Here is a 14,648-nt window from a genome sequence, read left to right on the forward strand (position 1 = left end):
GAATCGGAAAATGCTTCAGGCGGCCAGCGCGACGGGCGCGGGCTTCTGGATGACGGGTGCTGCGCTCGGCGACGCATCGCGCAGGTCGCGCAGTTGCGGCACGGCGCGCGCCACAGCCAGCGCGATGCGTTCGCGCAGCGCCGGGTTGGCCACCTCGTAGCCCTCGAAATCCTTCTCGACCGCGTAGACGCCGATGGGCAGCGTGCGCGCCTGGAAGAAGCTGAAGAGCGGGCGCAGCTGATGGTCGATGACCAGCGCGTGGCGGTCGCTGCCGCCGGTGGCAGCGAGCAGCACCGGCTTGTCGGTCAGCGCTTCGTGATGAACGAAGTCGAACAGGTGCTTGAAGAGCCCCGTGTACGAGCCGCGGTACACCGGGCTCGCCACGATCAGCAGGTCGGCGGACTCGATGGCCGCGATGCTTTCCTCCACGACCGCGGGCAACTGGTTGCGATACAGCACGCCGGCGAACTGCGGACCGATCTCGCCGAGCGAGATCACGCGCGCATCGATGGCGACCTCGTCGCCGAGCGCGGCCAGCAGCCGGTCGACCAGCACCAGCGTGCGTGAGGGACGTTGCAAGCTGCCGGAGACGGCAACGACTTTCAGTTTTCGACTCATGTTGATATGACCTTTGTTTGGAAGCTGCGACCCGTTCGCGGCACATTGCATATAAGCGAATGGCGTGCCACTTCGCGAGGCCTTATGAATCAACGAGTTAGAGCGAAATGACTGCTTTCGCGCATGCTGGATCGGCAGCAGGCTGCGGCTGGATTGCTGCTGGATCAGCAGCGCTGCCGCCATAGTTGTTTGAAGCAGATCGGTATGCGCGCATCGCATGAACGCCAGGCAGCAATACGGGCTGGGATTGCTGCTCTTGCAGCAATGCGCACGCGCGAAGCGCTCGTACGGATGCGCCTTCAAAAAACATCCATCCGTTCACGCTGAGCTTGTCGAAGCGCCGCGCGAGACTTCGACAAGCTCAGTCCGAACGGTTCTTGTCGATCAACCGCGAACTCGTATCAGCTCGCTTGTGCGAGTTGCTCCGGCGCCTTCGATGGCCGCCCGGCCACGCGGCCATGCGCAGACAGCGCCTGTTCGCGCTTGACGCGCTCGATGTCGCGGTACAGATGCGCGGGGTGGCTCTTCGGCAGCAACGGCCCTTGGCCAAAGAGCTTCTCGCGCAGCGTTCCCGGCACATAGGCCGTGGGGTACACGCCCCGGCGCTGCAGCTCGGGCACGAGGTGCGTCACCACGTCTTCGAAGGTCTCGTGCGCCACCGCGTAGGCCAGGTTGAAGCCGTCCACATCGGTCGCTTCCACCCACTGCTGCAGGATGTCGGCCACCGTGCTCGCAGAGCCGACGAACACGGGCCCCATGCCGCCCACGCCGCCCCACTGCGCCAGCTCTTCGATGGTCCAGGCCCTGTCGCCGCCGGCCAGGTGCTCGATGGCCGAGACGATGGCGTTGGTCTCCACCCGCCGCACCAGATCGGTCGGCGCGTACTGGCCGAAATCGATGCCGGTCCAGCCCGACATGAAGACCAGCGCGCCGTCGTAGGACACATAGCGCTTGTAGTCCTCGAACTTGGCCTCGGCCTTGGCATCAGTCTCGTCCACGATCACCGTGACGAGGTTGTAGATGAGCAGCTTCTGCGCATCGCGCCCCGCCGCCGCGGCTTGCTCGCGCACTTCACGCACATAGTTTTTCAAAGTGGATTGCCTCGGCGCAGCCACGAACACGCACTCCGCATGCTGCGCGGCAAACGCCTTGCCCGGACCCGACGCGCCCGCCTGGTAGAGCACCGGCGTGCGCTGCGGCGAGGGCTCGCACAGGTGATAGCCGGGCACGTCGAAGTACTCGCCCTTGTGCCCGATCTCGTGGATCTTCTCGGGGTGCGCAAAGATGCCGGTGCGCCGGTCGCGCACGACGGCATCGCTCTCCCAGCTGCCTTCGAAAAGCTTGTAGAGCACCTGCACGTATTCCTGCGCGACCTCGTAGCGGTTCTCGTGCTTGCGCAGCCCGCCCTGGCCGATGTTCCTGGCGCCGCTCTCCAGGTACGAGGTGACGATGTTCCAGCCCAGGCGGCCCCTGGTGTGGTGATCGGCCGTGGAGAGCCGCCGCGCGAAGGTGTAGGGGTGCTCGAACGAAGTCGACGCCGTGATGCCGATGCCCAGGTGCTCGGTCACCATGGCGATGGGCGCCGCCAGTTGCAGCGGATCGTTCACCGGGATCTGCGCGGCCTGCTGCAGCGCGTGGTAGTTGCCGCCCTTGTACACGTCGTAATAGCCGATGACATCCGCGATGAAGATGCCGTCGAAGATGCCCTTCTCCAGCAGCTTCGCGAGGTCGGTCCAGTAGTGGAGGTCCTTGTATTCCCAGGAACGGTCGCGCGGATGCGCCCACAGCCCGGGGGACTGGTGCGCCACGCAGTTCATCTCGAAGGCGTTGAAGCGGATGGTCTTGGTCATGCGGGAATCTCTCCTTCAACTCCAGGCGTGGCGCGGCACATGCACGCCGTTGAGCTGGTAGTTCCCGAGGTGGAAATACTTCCAGCGCACGGGGTCATGGAGCGTGTGCACGCGCGCATTGCGCCAGTGGCGGTCGAGGTTGTGCTCGGCCAGCGTGGAGCGGGTGCCCGCCAGTTCGAAGAGCTTGTTGGAGGCGTTGATGGCCACCTCGGTCGTCAGCACCTTGGCCTCGGCCGTGGCCACGGTGGCGGCGTTGACGGCGCTCTCCTCGGGATCGGCCAGCGCCCGGTCGATGGCACGGCCCGCGCGCTCCAGCAAGGCCTCTGCCGCGTGCAGGCGCAGTGTCAGGTCGCCGATCGCGCTGATGATGAACGGGTCCTCGGCCGCGGTCTCCTTGCCGCTGTCGATCCACGGACGGCTGCGGGTCCGCACGAAGGCGATGGTCTCCGCAATGGCGGCGGCGGCAATGCCTGCATCGATGGCCGCCTGGATGATCTGAGAGATCGCGCCGGCCGCGGTGGGCCGGTCGAACGCGGCCACGGGCAACAAGCGGCTGCGCGGCACGCGCACGTTGGCGATCTGTATGGAACCCGATGCGGTGGTGCGCTGGCCGAAGCTCGACCAGTCGTTGTGCACGGTGAGGCCCGGCGCATCGCGCTCGGCAAACGCCAGGTAGCCCTTGCCCTCCACCGGGTCCACCGCGACGATGGGCACGATGTGCGAGAGCAGCGCACCGGTGGTGTAGAACTTCTGCCCGTTGACCACCACGTCGTCGCCGTCGAACACCAGCGTGGTTTCGAACGCGGCGACGTTCTTGCTGTTCTTCTCCGAGAAGGCGTTGCCGAAACGGATGCCCTGCAGCACCAGGCCGAACAGCTCTTTCTTCTGCTCCGGCGTGCCGTCGAGCTCGATGTGGCTCACCAGCGCCAGATGGTTCTGCGTGATCTGGGCAATGCTCGAGTCGCCCTCCGCCACAGTGCGGATCACTTCCGCCAAGGTGGCGAAGGACACGCCCGCGCCGCCGTACGCCTTGGGCACGGTGATGCCCCAGAGGCCGCTCTGCGAGTAGGCGTCCAGTTCGGCCAGCGGCAGCAGCCCGTCGCGGTCGCGCAGCGCCGACTCGGAGCCGAACTCGGCGGCCAGACGCCGGGCGACGGCGACAGCCTCGGCATCGTCGCGAATGACATGCGCGGGTTGGGCCGGACGCGGACGCGGCGCAAACGGCTCGGAGGTGTTGACGCGGGGACGGTCCAGGGTTGCGGTGGTCATGGTGAGCTCCAGAAAAATAGGAAGGAACGGGCGAACAAGAGAAGAACGCGATGCAGATCAACCCTTGCGGCCGGGGCCGCTGCCGATCTGCCAGACATAGGGCGGCTCGGTGCCGTTGACGCGCCAGTCGCCCACGATGCGCGCCTTGTAGACGGTGGGGTTGTGCGAGGACACCGTGCGCGCATTGCGCCAGTGGCGGTCGAGTGCCTTGGCGCTGCTCGCGGCCGAGGCGCCGAGCGCGTTGAAGAGGTCGGAGCCCGCGCGCAGCACCAGCTCGGACACCACGATCTGGCCCTGCGCCGATTCGATCTCGGCATCGATGTTGGCTTGCCGCTCCGCGGCCTCGTCGCCCTGCAGGCGCGCCTCGTAGGCCCGCTGGGCCGGCAGCGTCGCACGCAGCGCCGTGGCCTCGGCGGCATAGGCCAGCGCCGAGATCTGCCCCGCGACCTGAAGAATCTGCGCGTCCTGGCTCACATGCTGCGCGTTGCCGTTGCTGTAGATGCGCTGGCGGTTGCGCACCTCGTGCCCCACGTCGCGTTCGATGGCGCGGCCGATGCCCGCCAGCGTGGCGAGATGGAACAGTTGATAGAACGCGGTCTGGTACTTGAAGCGCGTCTCGAACGGAAAGACGTTCTCGTCGTCGATGTGGGCGTTTTCGTACACCGAGGTGCCGCTGCCGGTGGTGCGCTGGCCGAAGCCGTCCCAGTCGTCGTGCTGCACCACGCCCGGCTGGTGGGTGCTGACGGCGGCCGTCACGTCGGCATCGTTGTCGGCGCGGCGCGCATACAGGTCGACCCAGTCGGCAAAGATGCTGCCGGTGCTGTAGAACTTGCGGCCGTTGGCCACCCAGCGGCCGTTCTTTTGCGAGATGCGCGTGCCGACGTCGCCGATGGCCACCGCACCGACTTCGGTCCACGCATTGCCGACCAGCTCGCCTTTCACGAAGCGATGCAGCCACACGTCGCGTGCCGCGCCGGGCGGTGCGTTGAGGCGGTCTTCCACGAACGCGAAGTGCCCGCGCAGCGCTTGTGGCACGTTGGAATCCGCCTCTGCGAGCTCGACCAGCAACTGGAACAGCTGCGGAATGGATGCGCCGCCACCGCCGTGTTCCACCGGCACGCGCACCGCGCCGAAACCGGCCTGCTTCAGCCAGGTGATGGGCTCGAAGGGCAACTGGCGATTGCGCTCGCGTTCGAGCGCCGTCTCGGCGATGCGCTGGAAGACGGGCCGGAACTTCTGTGCGAGCGCGGGATGCTCGCAGGGGGTCCACGCGGCGGTGGTGGTGCTGGTCGTGTGAGGGGCGAGGATGGTTTCAGTGCTCATGGCGATGCGAAGGCCTTGCGGCCTGGGTTGCGAGGGAGAGGCGTGCGCCCGACTCCGGGTTGAACAAATGGGCGTGCGAGGGATTCCAGGTCAGCGTCACCTCCTCGCCCGCCGTGGCGCGGTGGCGTCCGGCGAGCCGAGCGAGCCAGGGGCTGGCATCGAACGCGCCCGGCACGGTGCCGTGCAGCTCGGTGATGGAGCCCAGGTAGTCGACAGCGGACACGCGCAGCCGAAGCAGCGGCGCATCGGGCTGCGCTTCGCCGCGATGGAACACGAGGTGCTCGGGCCGGATGCCGAGGCGCACCGCGTCGTCGTGCCGCCCCGTCAAGCCGGGCGGCGCCGGCAGGCGAATGCCCTCGCCCAGCGACAACTGGCCCTGTGTCCACCGGGCATCGACCACGTTCATGGGCGGCGAGCCGATGAAGCGCGCCACGAACTCGTTGGCGGGTTCGTCGTAGAGCGTCAGCGGATCGCCCACCTGCTCGATGCGGCCGGCACGCAGCACCGCGATGCGGTCGGCCATGGTCATGGCCTCTTCCTGGTCGTGCGTGACGTAGACGGTGGTGGTGCCCAACTGCCGCTGCAGCGCACGGATCTCGGCGCGCATCTGCACGCGCAACTGCGCATCGAGGTTGGACAAGGGCTCGTCGAAAAGAAAAGCCCGCGGCTCGCGCACCATGGCCCGTCCCATCGCCACCCGCTGGCGTTGGCCGCCCGAGAGCTGGCGCGGATAGCGGTCCAGGTAGTCGTCCAGGTGCAATGCGGCCGAGGCCTTGGCGATGCGCTGGGCGATCAGCGCTTCGCTCTGGCGCTGCTCGCGCAGACCGAAGGCCATGTTGTCGTGCGCCGTCATGTGCGGGTAGAGCGCATAGCTCTGGAACACCATGGCGAGGCGGCGCTGCTGCGGCGGCAGATGGTCGGCCGCTTCGCCGTCGAACGCGATGGTGCCGCCGTCCGTGGTCTCCAGCCCGGCAATCGCGCGCAGCAGCGTCGACTTGCCGCAGCCGGAGGGCCCGACCAGCACGACGAACTCGCCCTCGCCGATGCCGAGGTGAACGTCGCGCAGCACGGCCGTGCTGCCGTACTTCTTGGACAGGCCGGTGATCTGTATGTGGGACATGGAACTCGAATGAAGAATGGACGGCGGCCGCTCAGCGGCCAGCCCCGAGGCCGCTGATCAGGTGCTTCTGGAATGCCAGCGCCACCAGGTACACCGGCGCGATGCCGACCAGCGAGGCCGCGGCCATCTGCCCGAAATTCACCACCCGCTCGCCCTGGAAGAGCGAGATGGCAACGGTGATGGTGCGAATGTCGGGCCGGCTGTTGAGCACAGAGGCCAGCAGGAATTCGTTGTAGGTCAGGATCAGGCAGATCAGGCCCGTGGAGACGAGGCCCGGCCACAGCAACGGCAGGTTCACCCGCCACAGCGTTCGCCAGTAGCCCACGCCATCGAGCCAGGCGGCTTCGTCCAGCGCCACGGGCACCTGCTTGAAGAAGCTGCGCAGCAGCCAGAACGCGACGGGCACGTTCATCAGGCCATCCACCAGGCCCAGCCCGAGGATGCTGTTGTTCAATCCCGCGTGGCGCATCATGAAGAACAGCGGCAGCAGCGCCACCACGGGCGGCGCCACATAGCTGGACAGCAATGCGCCGGCCAATGCGGGCCCGCGCCGCAGCTTGACCACGGCATAGGTCGCGGGCACCGCGACCACCAGCGTCACCGCAACGCTGACGATGGCCACCGCCAATGAATTGAACAGGTGCCAATGCAGCGGCGCGATCTCGAACACCGAGGACCAGTTGGCCAGCGTGGGCGCCAGGGGCAGGAAATGGCCCGACAGCACCTCGTCGCGCGACTTGAACGAGGTCGCGACCAGGAAGGCGATCGGCAGCAGGCAGAAGACCAGCACGGCCGCCAGCGCAAGGCGCAGCGCCGTCTTGCGCAGCCCTTCGCGCGAGTGGACCGCCGGCCTCGCTCGATCCTTCGTGGTGCTCTTGTGCGTCGTGGCCGAGCCCGTGCCGGCGTGCGCGGTGGATACGTGGGCAGTCGTCATGTCGCAGTCCGTGTTCCTGTGCGCGCGGGCTAGCCCGTGCGCCGCTCCACCCACGCCAGGGTCCGGAGAATCGGCCATGTCACCCACGCCACCAGCACGCAGAAGACAAGCGTCTGCGCGGCGGCCTGCCCGATGTCGAAGTTCTGCAGGCCCGACTTCCAGACTTCGTAGCTTGCCAACGTCGTGGCGCGCCCCGGTCCGCCGGCGGTGAGGATGTAGACCAGGTCGAAGGTCTTGAGCGACATCACCACCCGCAGCAGGAAGATGCCGACCAGCGCGGGCGCCAGCAAGGGCAGCGTGACCTTGATGAAGATCCGACGCGGACTCGCGCCATCGAGCGCAGCCGCCTCGTACACATCGGAAGGCAAGGCCTGCAATGCGGCCACGCACAACACAACCACGAACGGCAGCCACTGCCAGCTGTCCGCCAGCATCACAGCAGGCAGGGCCCAGGTGGTGGAGCCCAGCAGCGACACCGGTTCGCTCAGCCATCCCAGGCGCAGCAAGGTGCCGTTGAACAGGCCACCCGCCGGCGCGAGCAGCAGCTTCCAGGCCACGCCGACGAGCACCGGAGGCGTCATCAGCGGCAGCAGGATCAGGCTGTACGCCCAGCGCCCTTGCCGCAGTGCCTGCAGCAGCAGTGCGATCAGCAGGCCGAAGACGAGCTGGAGCAAGCAAGCCGGCACCGCATAGAGCACGGTGCGAAGCAACGTGAATGCGAAGTCGGAGGTCTGCGCGAGCGGCGCGAAGTTGCGCCAGCCCGCCCACGCGGTCAACGGCTGGCCCAGCGTGGACTTCGTGAACGCCAGCGCCAGCGTATAGAGCCCCGGCACCACGCACACCAGCGCCAGGCCGAGGGCCGCAGGCGTCAGCATCCAGCGCGGTGCCGTGCGTTGCCACCTTCCCTGCGATGACTGCAACGCAAGACTCATGCGTCGAGCAGTTGCACCCAGCTGGCCTGCGCAGCCTCCAACGCTTCACGCGGCTTCTTCTTACCCGACACGATCAGCGCGAGCTGCTCGGTCAGCGCATCCATCAGCTTGGGGCTTTGCGCCTGCAGCGGCCACGCCAGCGCATCGCCGATGGCGGCCTTCAGCTCGGGCTGCAGCTTGGGCGCGGCCTTGATGTAGTCGGGATGGTTCAGCACCGAGGTGCGGTTCGGGTCGATGCCGCTGCCGGGCAGCACATCCTGCTGGAGCGAGATGTCCTTGCTGGTGGCCCACTTGATGAATTCCCAGGCCAGTTCGGTCTTCTTGGTGCCGGCCGTGATGCCGAGGCCGAAGCCCGCATTCAATGCCGCGCGCGGCGTCTTGTTGTCTCCGCCGACCGGCAACTGGACCAGCGCCCACTTGTCCACGATCTTCGAAGAGGCGGGGTCCTGCGCGGTCACGCCCAGGTCGGTCCAGAAATCGATCATGGCGGCCTTGCCCGACAGGAAGGCGGGCAAGGCATGTTCGAACGCGGTTTCCGCCGGCGTGGGCAAGGCATAGGGCACGATCCGCGCCAACTCTTCCGCTGCGGCAATGGCCTGCGGGCTGGTCAATGCGGGCTTGCCGTCGGGCGTGAAGAAGCTGCCGCCGAAACCGGCGAGCCGGTTGGCATACGACGACCCCACGATCACCGGAATCTTGAAGCCCTGCACCACCGCGCCGTAGATGCCGTTGGCGGACTCCTTCTCGGTGATGAGGCGGGCGGCGTTGTAGTAGTCGTCCCAGGTCTTGGGGGCCGTCAATCCATGCCGGCCGAAGATCTCGGTGTTGTAGAACAACACGTGCGTGTCGCCGTCGTAAGGCAGCCCCCAGCGGCGCCCATCGCGCAGCGTGTAGGTGTCGTAGAGCGACGGCAGGAAGTCACCGGGCTCGATCTGCGCGGTGTCGCGCGCGATGCGGTCGGTGACGTCGACCACCACCTTGTCGGCCACCAGCGCGCCGAGCGTGTGATAGAAATAATCGATGACGTCGAACTGGTTCGCGCCCGACTGCACATCGAGCGTGGCCTGCGCATGCAGCTGGTCGTAGGGCACCGGCGTGACGGTCACTTTCGCACCCGTGAGCGCTTCGAACTCCTGCGCCAGCAGCTTGCCGGCCAGCGCATGCGGCTGGTTGAACAGCAGGTTCAGCGATTGGCCCGCGTATTTTTTCGCGCTCGCACCAGCCTCGGCCGGGGCGACGGGCGGCGGTGCCTCGGCGTCTTTCTTGCCGCAGGCTGCGAGCACGCCCGCAGCGCCCAGGGCGGCTGCCGTGCCGATGAACCGGCGGCGGTTCAGGGCCGATGCGATGGCGGAAGGCGCAGTGGCCGACGTGCCGGGCGCAGCAAGGACATTCTCTTTTCGACGCATGTTGATATGACCTCAGTTTGGAAGCCGCGATGTATTCGCAGCGCAATGGATATATGCGAATCGCGTGCCACTTGCTCGCTCCATACAAATCAACGAGTTAGCGCGAAATGACTGCCTTCGCGCATGCTGGGTCGGCAGCAGGCTGCGGCTGGATTGCTGATGAGCCAGCAGCGCTGCGCCCTCGCCCAAGCGCACGCTCAAAGCACAACGGGCCTGCGACGCGAGGTCGCAGGCCCGTTGCATCGGACGCTGAAGTTCAGGAATAGAAACTGGGCTGCGGCAGCCGCGCGTTGAGCGCCCAGTCGCCGAGTTCGCGCACCTTGTAGTCGACCGGATCGTGCAGCGTGTGCACGCGCAGGTTGCGCCAGTAGCGGTCCAGGCGCAACGCGGCGGTGGTGGCGCGCGCGCCTGTCACTTCGAACATGCGGTGCGCCACTTCGAGGCTCGCGCGCGTGCTCGCGACCTTGGCCGCGGCGACAGCGACGGCCACCTGACCGCGCTCGTGTTCATTCAGCGACGTGCCGCGCAGCCACGCCTGGTCGAATGCCGCCGCTGCCTGGTCGAGCAGCATGCGGGCGCCTTGCAGCGCGAGCCAGAAATCGCCGTAGTGCGTGAGCACGTACGGGTCTTCGTTTGCGGCCGAAGCGGTCGAGAACAGCCAGGGGCGGCCCTGCTGCAACGTGAAAGCCTTGGCCTCTTCGAGCGCGCCCTCGCCGAGGCCCAGGTAGATGTTCGCGAGGATCAGTTGCGCGAGCAACGGGCGCAGGCAGGCGAACGGCGTCGAGAGCGGGCCGGGGTCGAGCAGCAACTCGCCCGCATCGACCCGCACGTTGTCGAACCGCACGCTGCCGCTGTCGGTCTGGCGCTGGCCCATGTTGTCCCAGTCATCGAGCACGGTGATGCCCGCGCGCCGCGTGGGCACGACGCCGATCAGCAGGCGGTCGTTCGCATCGAGGGCCGAGGCGAGCAGCATGTCGGAATCGCTCGCGCCGGAGCAGAAGCTCTTGCGGCCAGAGAACACGTACCCGCCATCAGCCGCCTCCGCGCGCGTGGACTTGTCGAGCGGGTTCAGCGCGTTGCCCCAGAACCAGCGGCGTTCGCCGGTCTGCTCGATCCACGGCTGCCACTGCGCGCGCTGCGCGAAGAGCTGCGTGGTCGCGAGCAGCAGGTGATGAAAGGCGAACAGGTGCGCCACCGAACTGTCGACGCGCGCGAAGCCGCGCACCACGTCGAGCGTCTGCTGCCAGCTCGCGCCCAGGCCTCCGAATTCGGTCGGCACGCTGAGCATGAGCAGGCCGCTGTCGCGCAGCAGTTCGCGCTCGGCCTTGGGCGTGCCGCCGCGCTGGTCGCGCTCTACGGCAGTCTCTGCCAGTGCCTGCGTGACGCGCTGCGCGGTCGCATGCCAGGGCACGACTTCATCGCCGGCCTCTGCAGAGAAGTGCTTCATGCGGCGGCCTTCTCGCGCACCGGCGCTTGCGGCGAAGGCGGCACGATGTCGTTGGCGATGACCTCGCCGAAGGGCCCGGTGATGTTGGCCTGCCCCGCCGGGCGCACATGGGCGAGCGGCAGCAGCGGAAACAGCAGCTCGGCCACGCGGTACGCCTCTTCGAGATGCGGGTAGCCCGAGAAGATGAAGGTCTCCACGCCGAGCGCCGCGTACTCCTTGATGCGCGCCGCCACCTCCTCGGGGCTGCCCACGAGCGCCGTGCCCGCGCCGCCGCGCACAAGGCCCACGCCGGCCCACAGGTTGGGCGACACCTCCAGCTTGTCGCGACGGCCGCCGTGCAGCGCGGCCATGCGCTGCTGCCCCACCGAGTCGAAGCGCGAGAAGGCTTTCTGCGCGGCAGCGATGGTGTCGTCGGTCACGTAGGAGATCAGCTCGTCGGCGGCGCGCCATGCCGCCTCGCTGGTCTCGCGCACGATCACATGCAGGCGGATGCCGAAGCGCAGCGCGCGGCCGTGCTTCGCCGCGGCGGCGCGGGCCTTGGCGATCTTGTCGGCCACGTCTGCCGGCGGCTCACCCCAGGTGAGGTACACGTCGACCTGCTCGCCCGCGAGTTCGATGGCCGCATCCGACGAGCCGCCGAACCACAGCGGCGGGTACGGCTTCTGCACCGGCGGATAGAGCGTCTTCGCGTTCTCCACGCGCAGGTGCTTGCCCGAGAAATTGACCGTCTCGCCCGCCGCCACGCCGCGCCAGATGCGCAGGAACTCGTCGGTCACCTCATAGCGCTCGGCATGCGTGAGGAAGCTGCCGTCGCCGTGCTGCTCGTCGGGGTCGCCGCCGGTCACCACGTTGATGAGCAGGCGGCCGTCGGAAAAGCGGTCGAGGGTTGCGGCCTGCCGCGCCGAGACCGTCGGCGAAATGATGCCGGGGCGTATCGCGACCAGGAACTTGAGCCGCTCTGTCTGCGCCGCAAGCGACGAGGCGACCACCCACGAGTCTTCGCACGAGCGCCCGGTGGGAATCAGCACGCCTTCGTAGCCCAGTTCGTCGGCGGCCTGCGCCACTTGCCGCAGATAGCGATGGCTCACCGTGCGCGCGCCGCGCGAAGTGCCGAGGTAGCGGCTGTCGCCGTGCGTGGGGAGGAACCAGAAAAGTTGCATGCGGCGATTCAGCAGTTAGCGTGCCAGTCGCCCTGCCTGCGGGAACACGCGAAAGCGCGCGATTTCTGCTGCTGGAGCAGCAGCCGAACACCACATCTGCTGCACGCGCTGCATCGACCCGTCTGCGCTGCTGCCATGGAAGCAAAACAAGGATCGATATATGGATCGCATCGTTGGCCGCGCTCTTCTTCGCCGCGAACATGCTGCTGGCGCAGCAACCGTGCTGCCTGCGCATCAATCACCAAGGACTTGTGTGTGAGTTCCGTTCTTTCCATTCCGGCTGCCGAATCCCCGTGCGACATCGCGCGCGATCTCATGGAACGCTTCGCGGCCACCGCGGTCGAGCGCGACGAGCGCGGCGGCACGCCGAAGGCCGAACGGGATGCCCTGCGCGACAGCGGCCTGCTCGCGCTGAGCATTCCGCACGAGTTCGGCGGTGGCGGCGCGGACTGGCGCGAAACGCTCGATGTCGTGCGCCTGCTCGCGCAGGCCGACAGCTCGATCGCGCATGTGTTCGGGTTTCATCACCTGATGCTGGCCACGGTGCGCCTGTTCGCACGGCCCGCGCAATGGCAGCCGTGGTTCGAGCAGACCGCACGCCGCCGCTGGTTCTGGGGCAACGCGCTCAATCCGCTGGACGACCGCACGGTGTCGAGCGCACGCGAGGACTGGCGCGAGTTCACCGGGCAAAAGAGCTTCTGCTCGGGCGCGCTCGATTCCGAGATGCTCATCGCCTCGGCGCGCGAAGCGGGCAGCGGCGCCTTCATCGTCGCGGCGGTGCCTACCGGCCGCTCGGGCATCTTCGTCGCCCCCGACTGGAACAACATCGGCCAGCGCCAGACCGACAGCGGCAGCGTGACCTTCGAGAAGGTGCGCGTGGAGCAGCACGAGGTGCTGGCCGACCCCGGCCCGCTCTCGACGCCTTTCGCGTGCCTCCGGCCGCTGGTGTCGCAGCTCGTGCTGGCCAACATCTACCTGGGCATCGCCGAGGCCGCCTTCCACGATGCGAAGCACTACACGCTGCACGAGTCGCGCCCCTGGCATGCCGCGCATGTGGCGCAGATGCACGAAGACCCTTATGTGCTCGGCCATTACGGCGACTTCTGGGTGGGCCTGGAGAGCGTGCGGGTGCTGGCCGACCGCGCAGCCGACCGGCTCGACGCAGCCTGGCGGCGCGGCCCCGCGCTGACCGAGCGCGAGCGCGGCGACGTCGCGGTGGCGGTGGCCACCGCCAAGGTGGCGGCCACGAACACGGGGCTGGACATCTGTACGCGCATGTTCGACGTGGCCGGCGCGCGCGCCACCCACGGCGGCCTGCGCCTGGACCGCCACTGGCGCAACCTGCGCACCCAGACCCTGCACGACCCCGTGGCCTACAAGCTGCGCGAGCTCGGCGAATGGGCCCTCAAGCAGCAATACCCCGTACCGACCTTCTACTCATGACCGCCTACACCCGCCCCTTCGATGTGCTGCCATCGGTCGATGCCTCTTCCGCCGCCGACGATGAGGACCGGGACGCGCCCACGCTGCTGACCTTTCCCAACCCGCGCAAGCTCACCACCTCGATCCGCGCCACTGCGCAGGTCTTCCAGGACCCGCGCTCGGCCGCGCTGCTCGAACGCATCCGCATGGTGGCGCCCAGCGATGCCAACGTGCTCATCATTGGCGAGACCGGTACCGGCAAGGAATTGATCGCACGGCATGTGCACGACCTGAGCCGCCGCAGCGGCAAGCCCTTCGTGGCGGTGAACTGCGGCGCCTTCTCCGAAAGCCTGGTCGAGAGCGAGCTCTTCGGCCACGAGAAAGGCGCGTTCACCGGTGCGTTCTCGGCCAAGACAGGCTGGTTCGAGGCGGCCAACGGCGGCACGCTGTTCCTCGATGAAATCGGCGACCTGCCGCTGTCGATCCAGGTCAAGCTGCTGCGCGTGCTGCAGGAGCGCGAGGTGGTGCGGCTGGGTTCGCGCAAGAGCGTGCCGATCGACGTGCGCGTGGTGGCCGCAACCAACGTGCGGCTGCAGGACGCGGTGGCTGCCGGCCACTTCCGCGAAGACCTGTTCTACCGGCTGCACGTGGTGCACCTCGCGCTGCCCACGCTGCGGGAGCGCCCCGGCGACATCCTTCCGTTGGCGCGGCATTTCATCGAGGAATACCGCCAGCGGCTGGGCTACGGCGCGGTGCGCCTCGATGCCGGCGCCGAGCAGAAGCTCTCCGAGCACGGCTGGCCCGGCAACATCCGCGAACTGGAGAACGTGATCCACCACGCGCTGCTGATCTGCCAGCACGACGTGCTGGGCGCGGAGCACCTGCACCTGTCTTCGCTGAACATCCAGAGGCGCCCGACCGAGAGCGAGCCCCCTGCGCACGCCACGCCGCAACAGGCGCTGGAGACGGTGCTGCGCGAGCTGTTCAACGAGCCCCGCGATCAGATGTTCGAGTTGATCGAGGACACCGTGATGCGCACGGCCTTCGAGTTCTGCCATCGCAACCAGGTGCAGGCGGCGAGGCTGCTGGGGATCAGCCGGAACATCCTGCGCTCCAGACTCATCAAGAGTCGGGAGATTTCGGCGCTGAAATAGATGTGGGGCTGGA

At 67.6% G+C, this 14,648-nt stretch carries 12 protein-coding genes; 2 read left to right on the forward strand and 10 right to left on the reverse strand.

Features of this window, described 5'->3' with window-relative positions; translation table 11 throughout:
• Positions 1-15: 15 nt before the first annotated feature.
• From msuE to ssuD, 10 genes are all read right to left on the reverse strand, one after another.
• On the reverse strand, positions 16-618 hold the full coding sequence (msuE, locus tag J2W23_RS01090) for an FMN reductase (RefSeq protein WP_307647356.1): 603 nt from the start codon (positions 616-618) through the stop codon (positions 16-18).
• A 401-nt stretch (positions 619-1,019) separates the two neighbouring features.
• A complete protein-coding gene (locus J2W23_RS01095) occupies positions 1,020-2,468 on the reverse strand; it encodes an LLM class flavin-dependent oxidoreductase (RefSeq protein WP_307647357.1) in 1,449 nt (482 codons plus the stop codon).
• A 15-nt stretch (positions 2,469-2,483) separates the two neighbouring features.
• Entirely contained in the window at positions 2,484-3,737 is a 1,254-nt protein-coding gene (locus J2W23_RS01100) for an SfnB family sulfur acquisition oxidoreductase (protein WP_307647358.1), read from the reverse strand.
• Positions 3,738-3,794: 57 nt separating this feature from the next.
• Entirely contained in the window at positions 3,795-5,060 is a 1,266-nt protein-coding gene (locus J2W23_RS01105) for an acyl-CoA dehydrogenase family protein (RefSeq protein WP_307647359.1), read from the reverse strand.
• A complete protein-coding gene (locus J2W23_RS01110; RefSeq protein WP_307647360.1) occupies positions 5,050-6,180 on the reverse strand; it encodes an ABC transporter ATP-binding protein in 1,131 nt (376 codons plus the stop codon). Before J2W23_RS01110 ends, J2W23_RS01105 begins: the two co-directional genes overlap by 11 nt.
• 31 nt (positions 6,181-6,211) lie before the next feature.
• On the reverse strand, positions 6,212-7,114 hold the full coding sequence (locus J2W23_RS01115) for a carbohydrate ABC transporter permease (protein WP_307647361.1): 903 nt from the start codon (positions 7,112-7,114) through the stop codon (positions 6,212-6,214).
• 29 nt (positions 7,115-7,143) lie between these two features.
• Positions 7,144-7,989, reverse strand: coding sequence for a carbohydrate ABC transporter permease (locus J2W23_RS01120; protein ID WP_307647362.1), 846 nt, complete (start codon positions 7,987-7,989; stop codon positions 7,144-7,146).
• 53 nt (positions 7,990-8,042) lie between these two features.
• Positions 8,043-9,452 (reverse strand): ABC transporter substrate-binding protein, encoded by a 1,410-nt coding sequence (locus tag J2W23_RS01125; RefSeq protein WP_307647363.1) that lies wholly within the window; start codon positions 9,450-9,452, stop codon positions 8,043-8,045.
• Between the two features lie 256 nt (positions 9,453-9,708).
• Complete coding sequence (locus J2W23_RS01130) at positions 9,709-10,899, reverse strand: acyl-CoA dehydrogenase family protein (protein WP_307647364.1); 1,191 nt, start codon at positions 10,897-10,899, stop codon at positions 9,709-9,711.
• On the reverse strand, positions 10,896-12,059 hold the full coding sequence (gene ssuD, locus J2W23_RS01135) for an FMNH2-dependent alkanesulfonate monooxygenase (protein WP_307647365.1): 1,164 nt from the start codon (positions 12,057-12,059) through the stop codon (positions 10,896-10,898). Before ssuD ends, J2W23_RS01130 begins: the two co-directional genes overlap by 4 nt.
• A gap of 315 nt (positions 12,060-12,374) precedes the next feature.
• Between ssuD and J2W23_RS01140 the strand changes: the two genes are divergently transcribed.
• A complete protein-coding gene (locus tag J2W23_RS01140) occupies positions 12,375-13,502 on the forward strand; it encodes an acyl-CoA dehydrogenase family protein (protein WP_307648042.1) in 1,128 nt (375 codons plus the stop codon).
• Complete coding sequence (locus tag J2W23_RS01145) at positions 13,499-14,635, forward strand: sigma-54 interaction domain-containing protein (protein ID WP_307647366.1); 1,137 nt, start codon at positions 13,499-13,501, stop codon at positions 14,633-14,635. The genes J2W23_RS01140 and J2W23_RS01145 overlap by 4 nt, the downstream gene beginning before the upstream one ends.
• The last annotated feature ends 13 nt before the right edge of the window (positions 14,636-14,648 follow it).

The organism is Variovorax boronicumulans (genome assembly GCF_030812215.1).
In the GTDB taxonomy this organism is placed as follows: domain Bacteria; phylum Pseudomonadota; class Gammaproteobacteria; order Burkholderiales; family Burkholderiaceae_C; genus Variovorax; species Variovorax boronicumulans_C.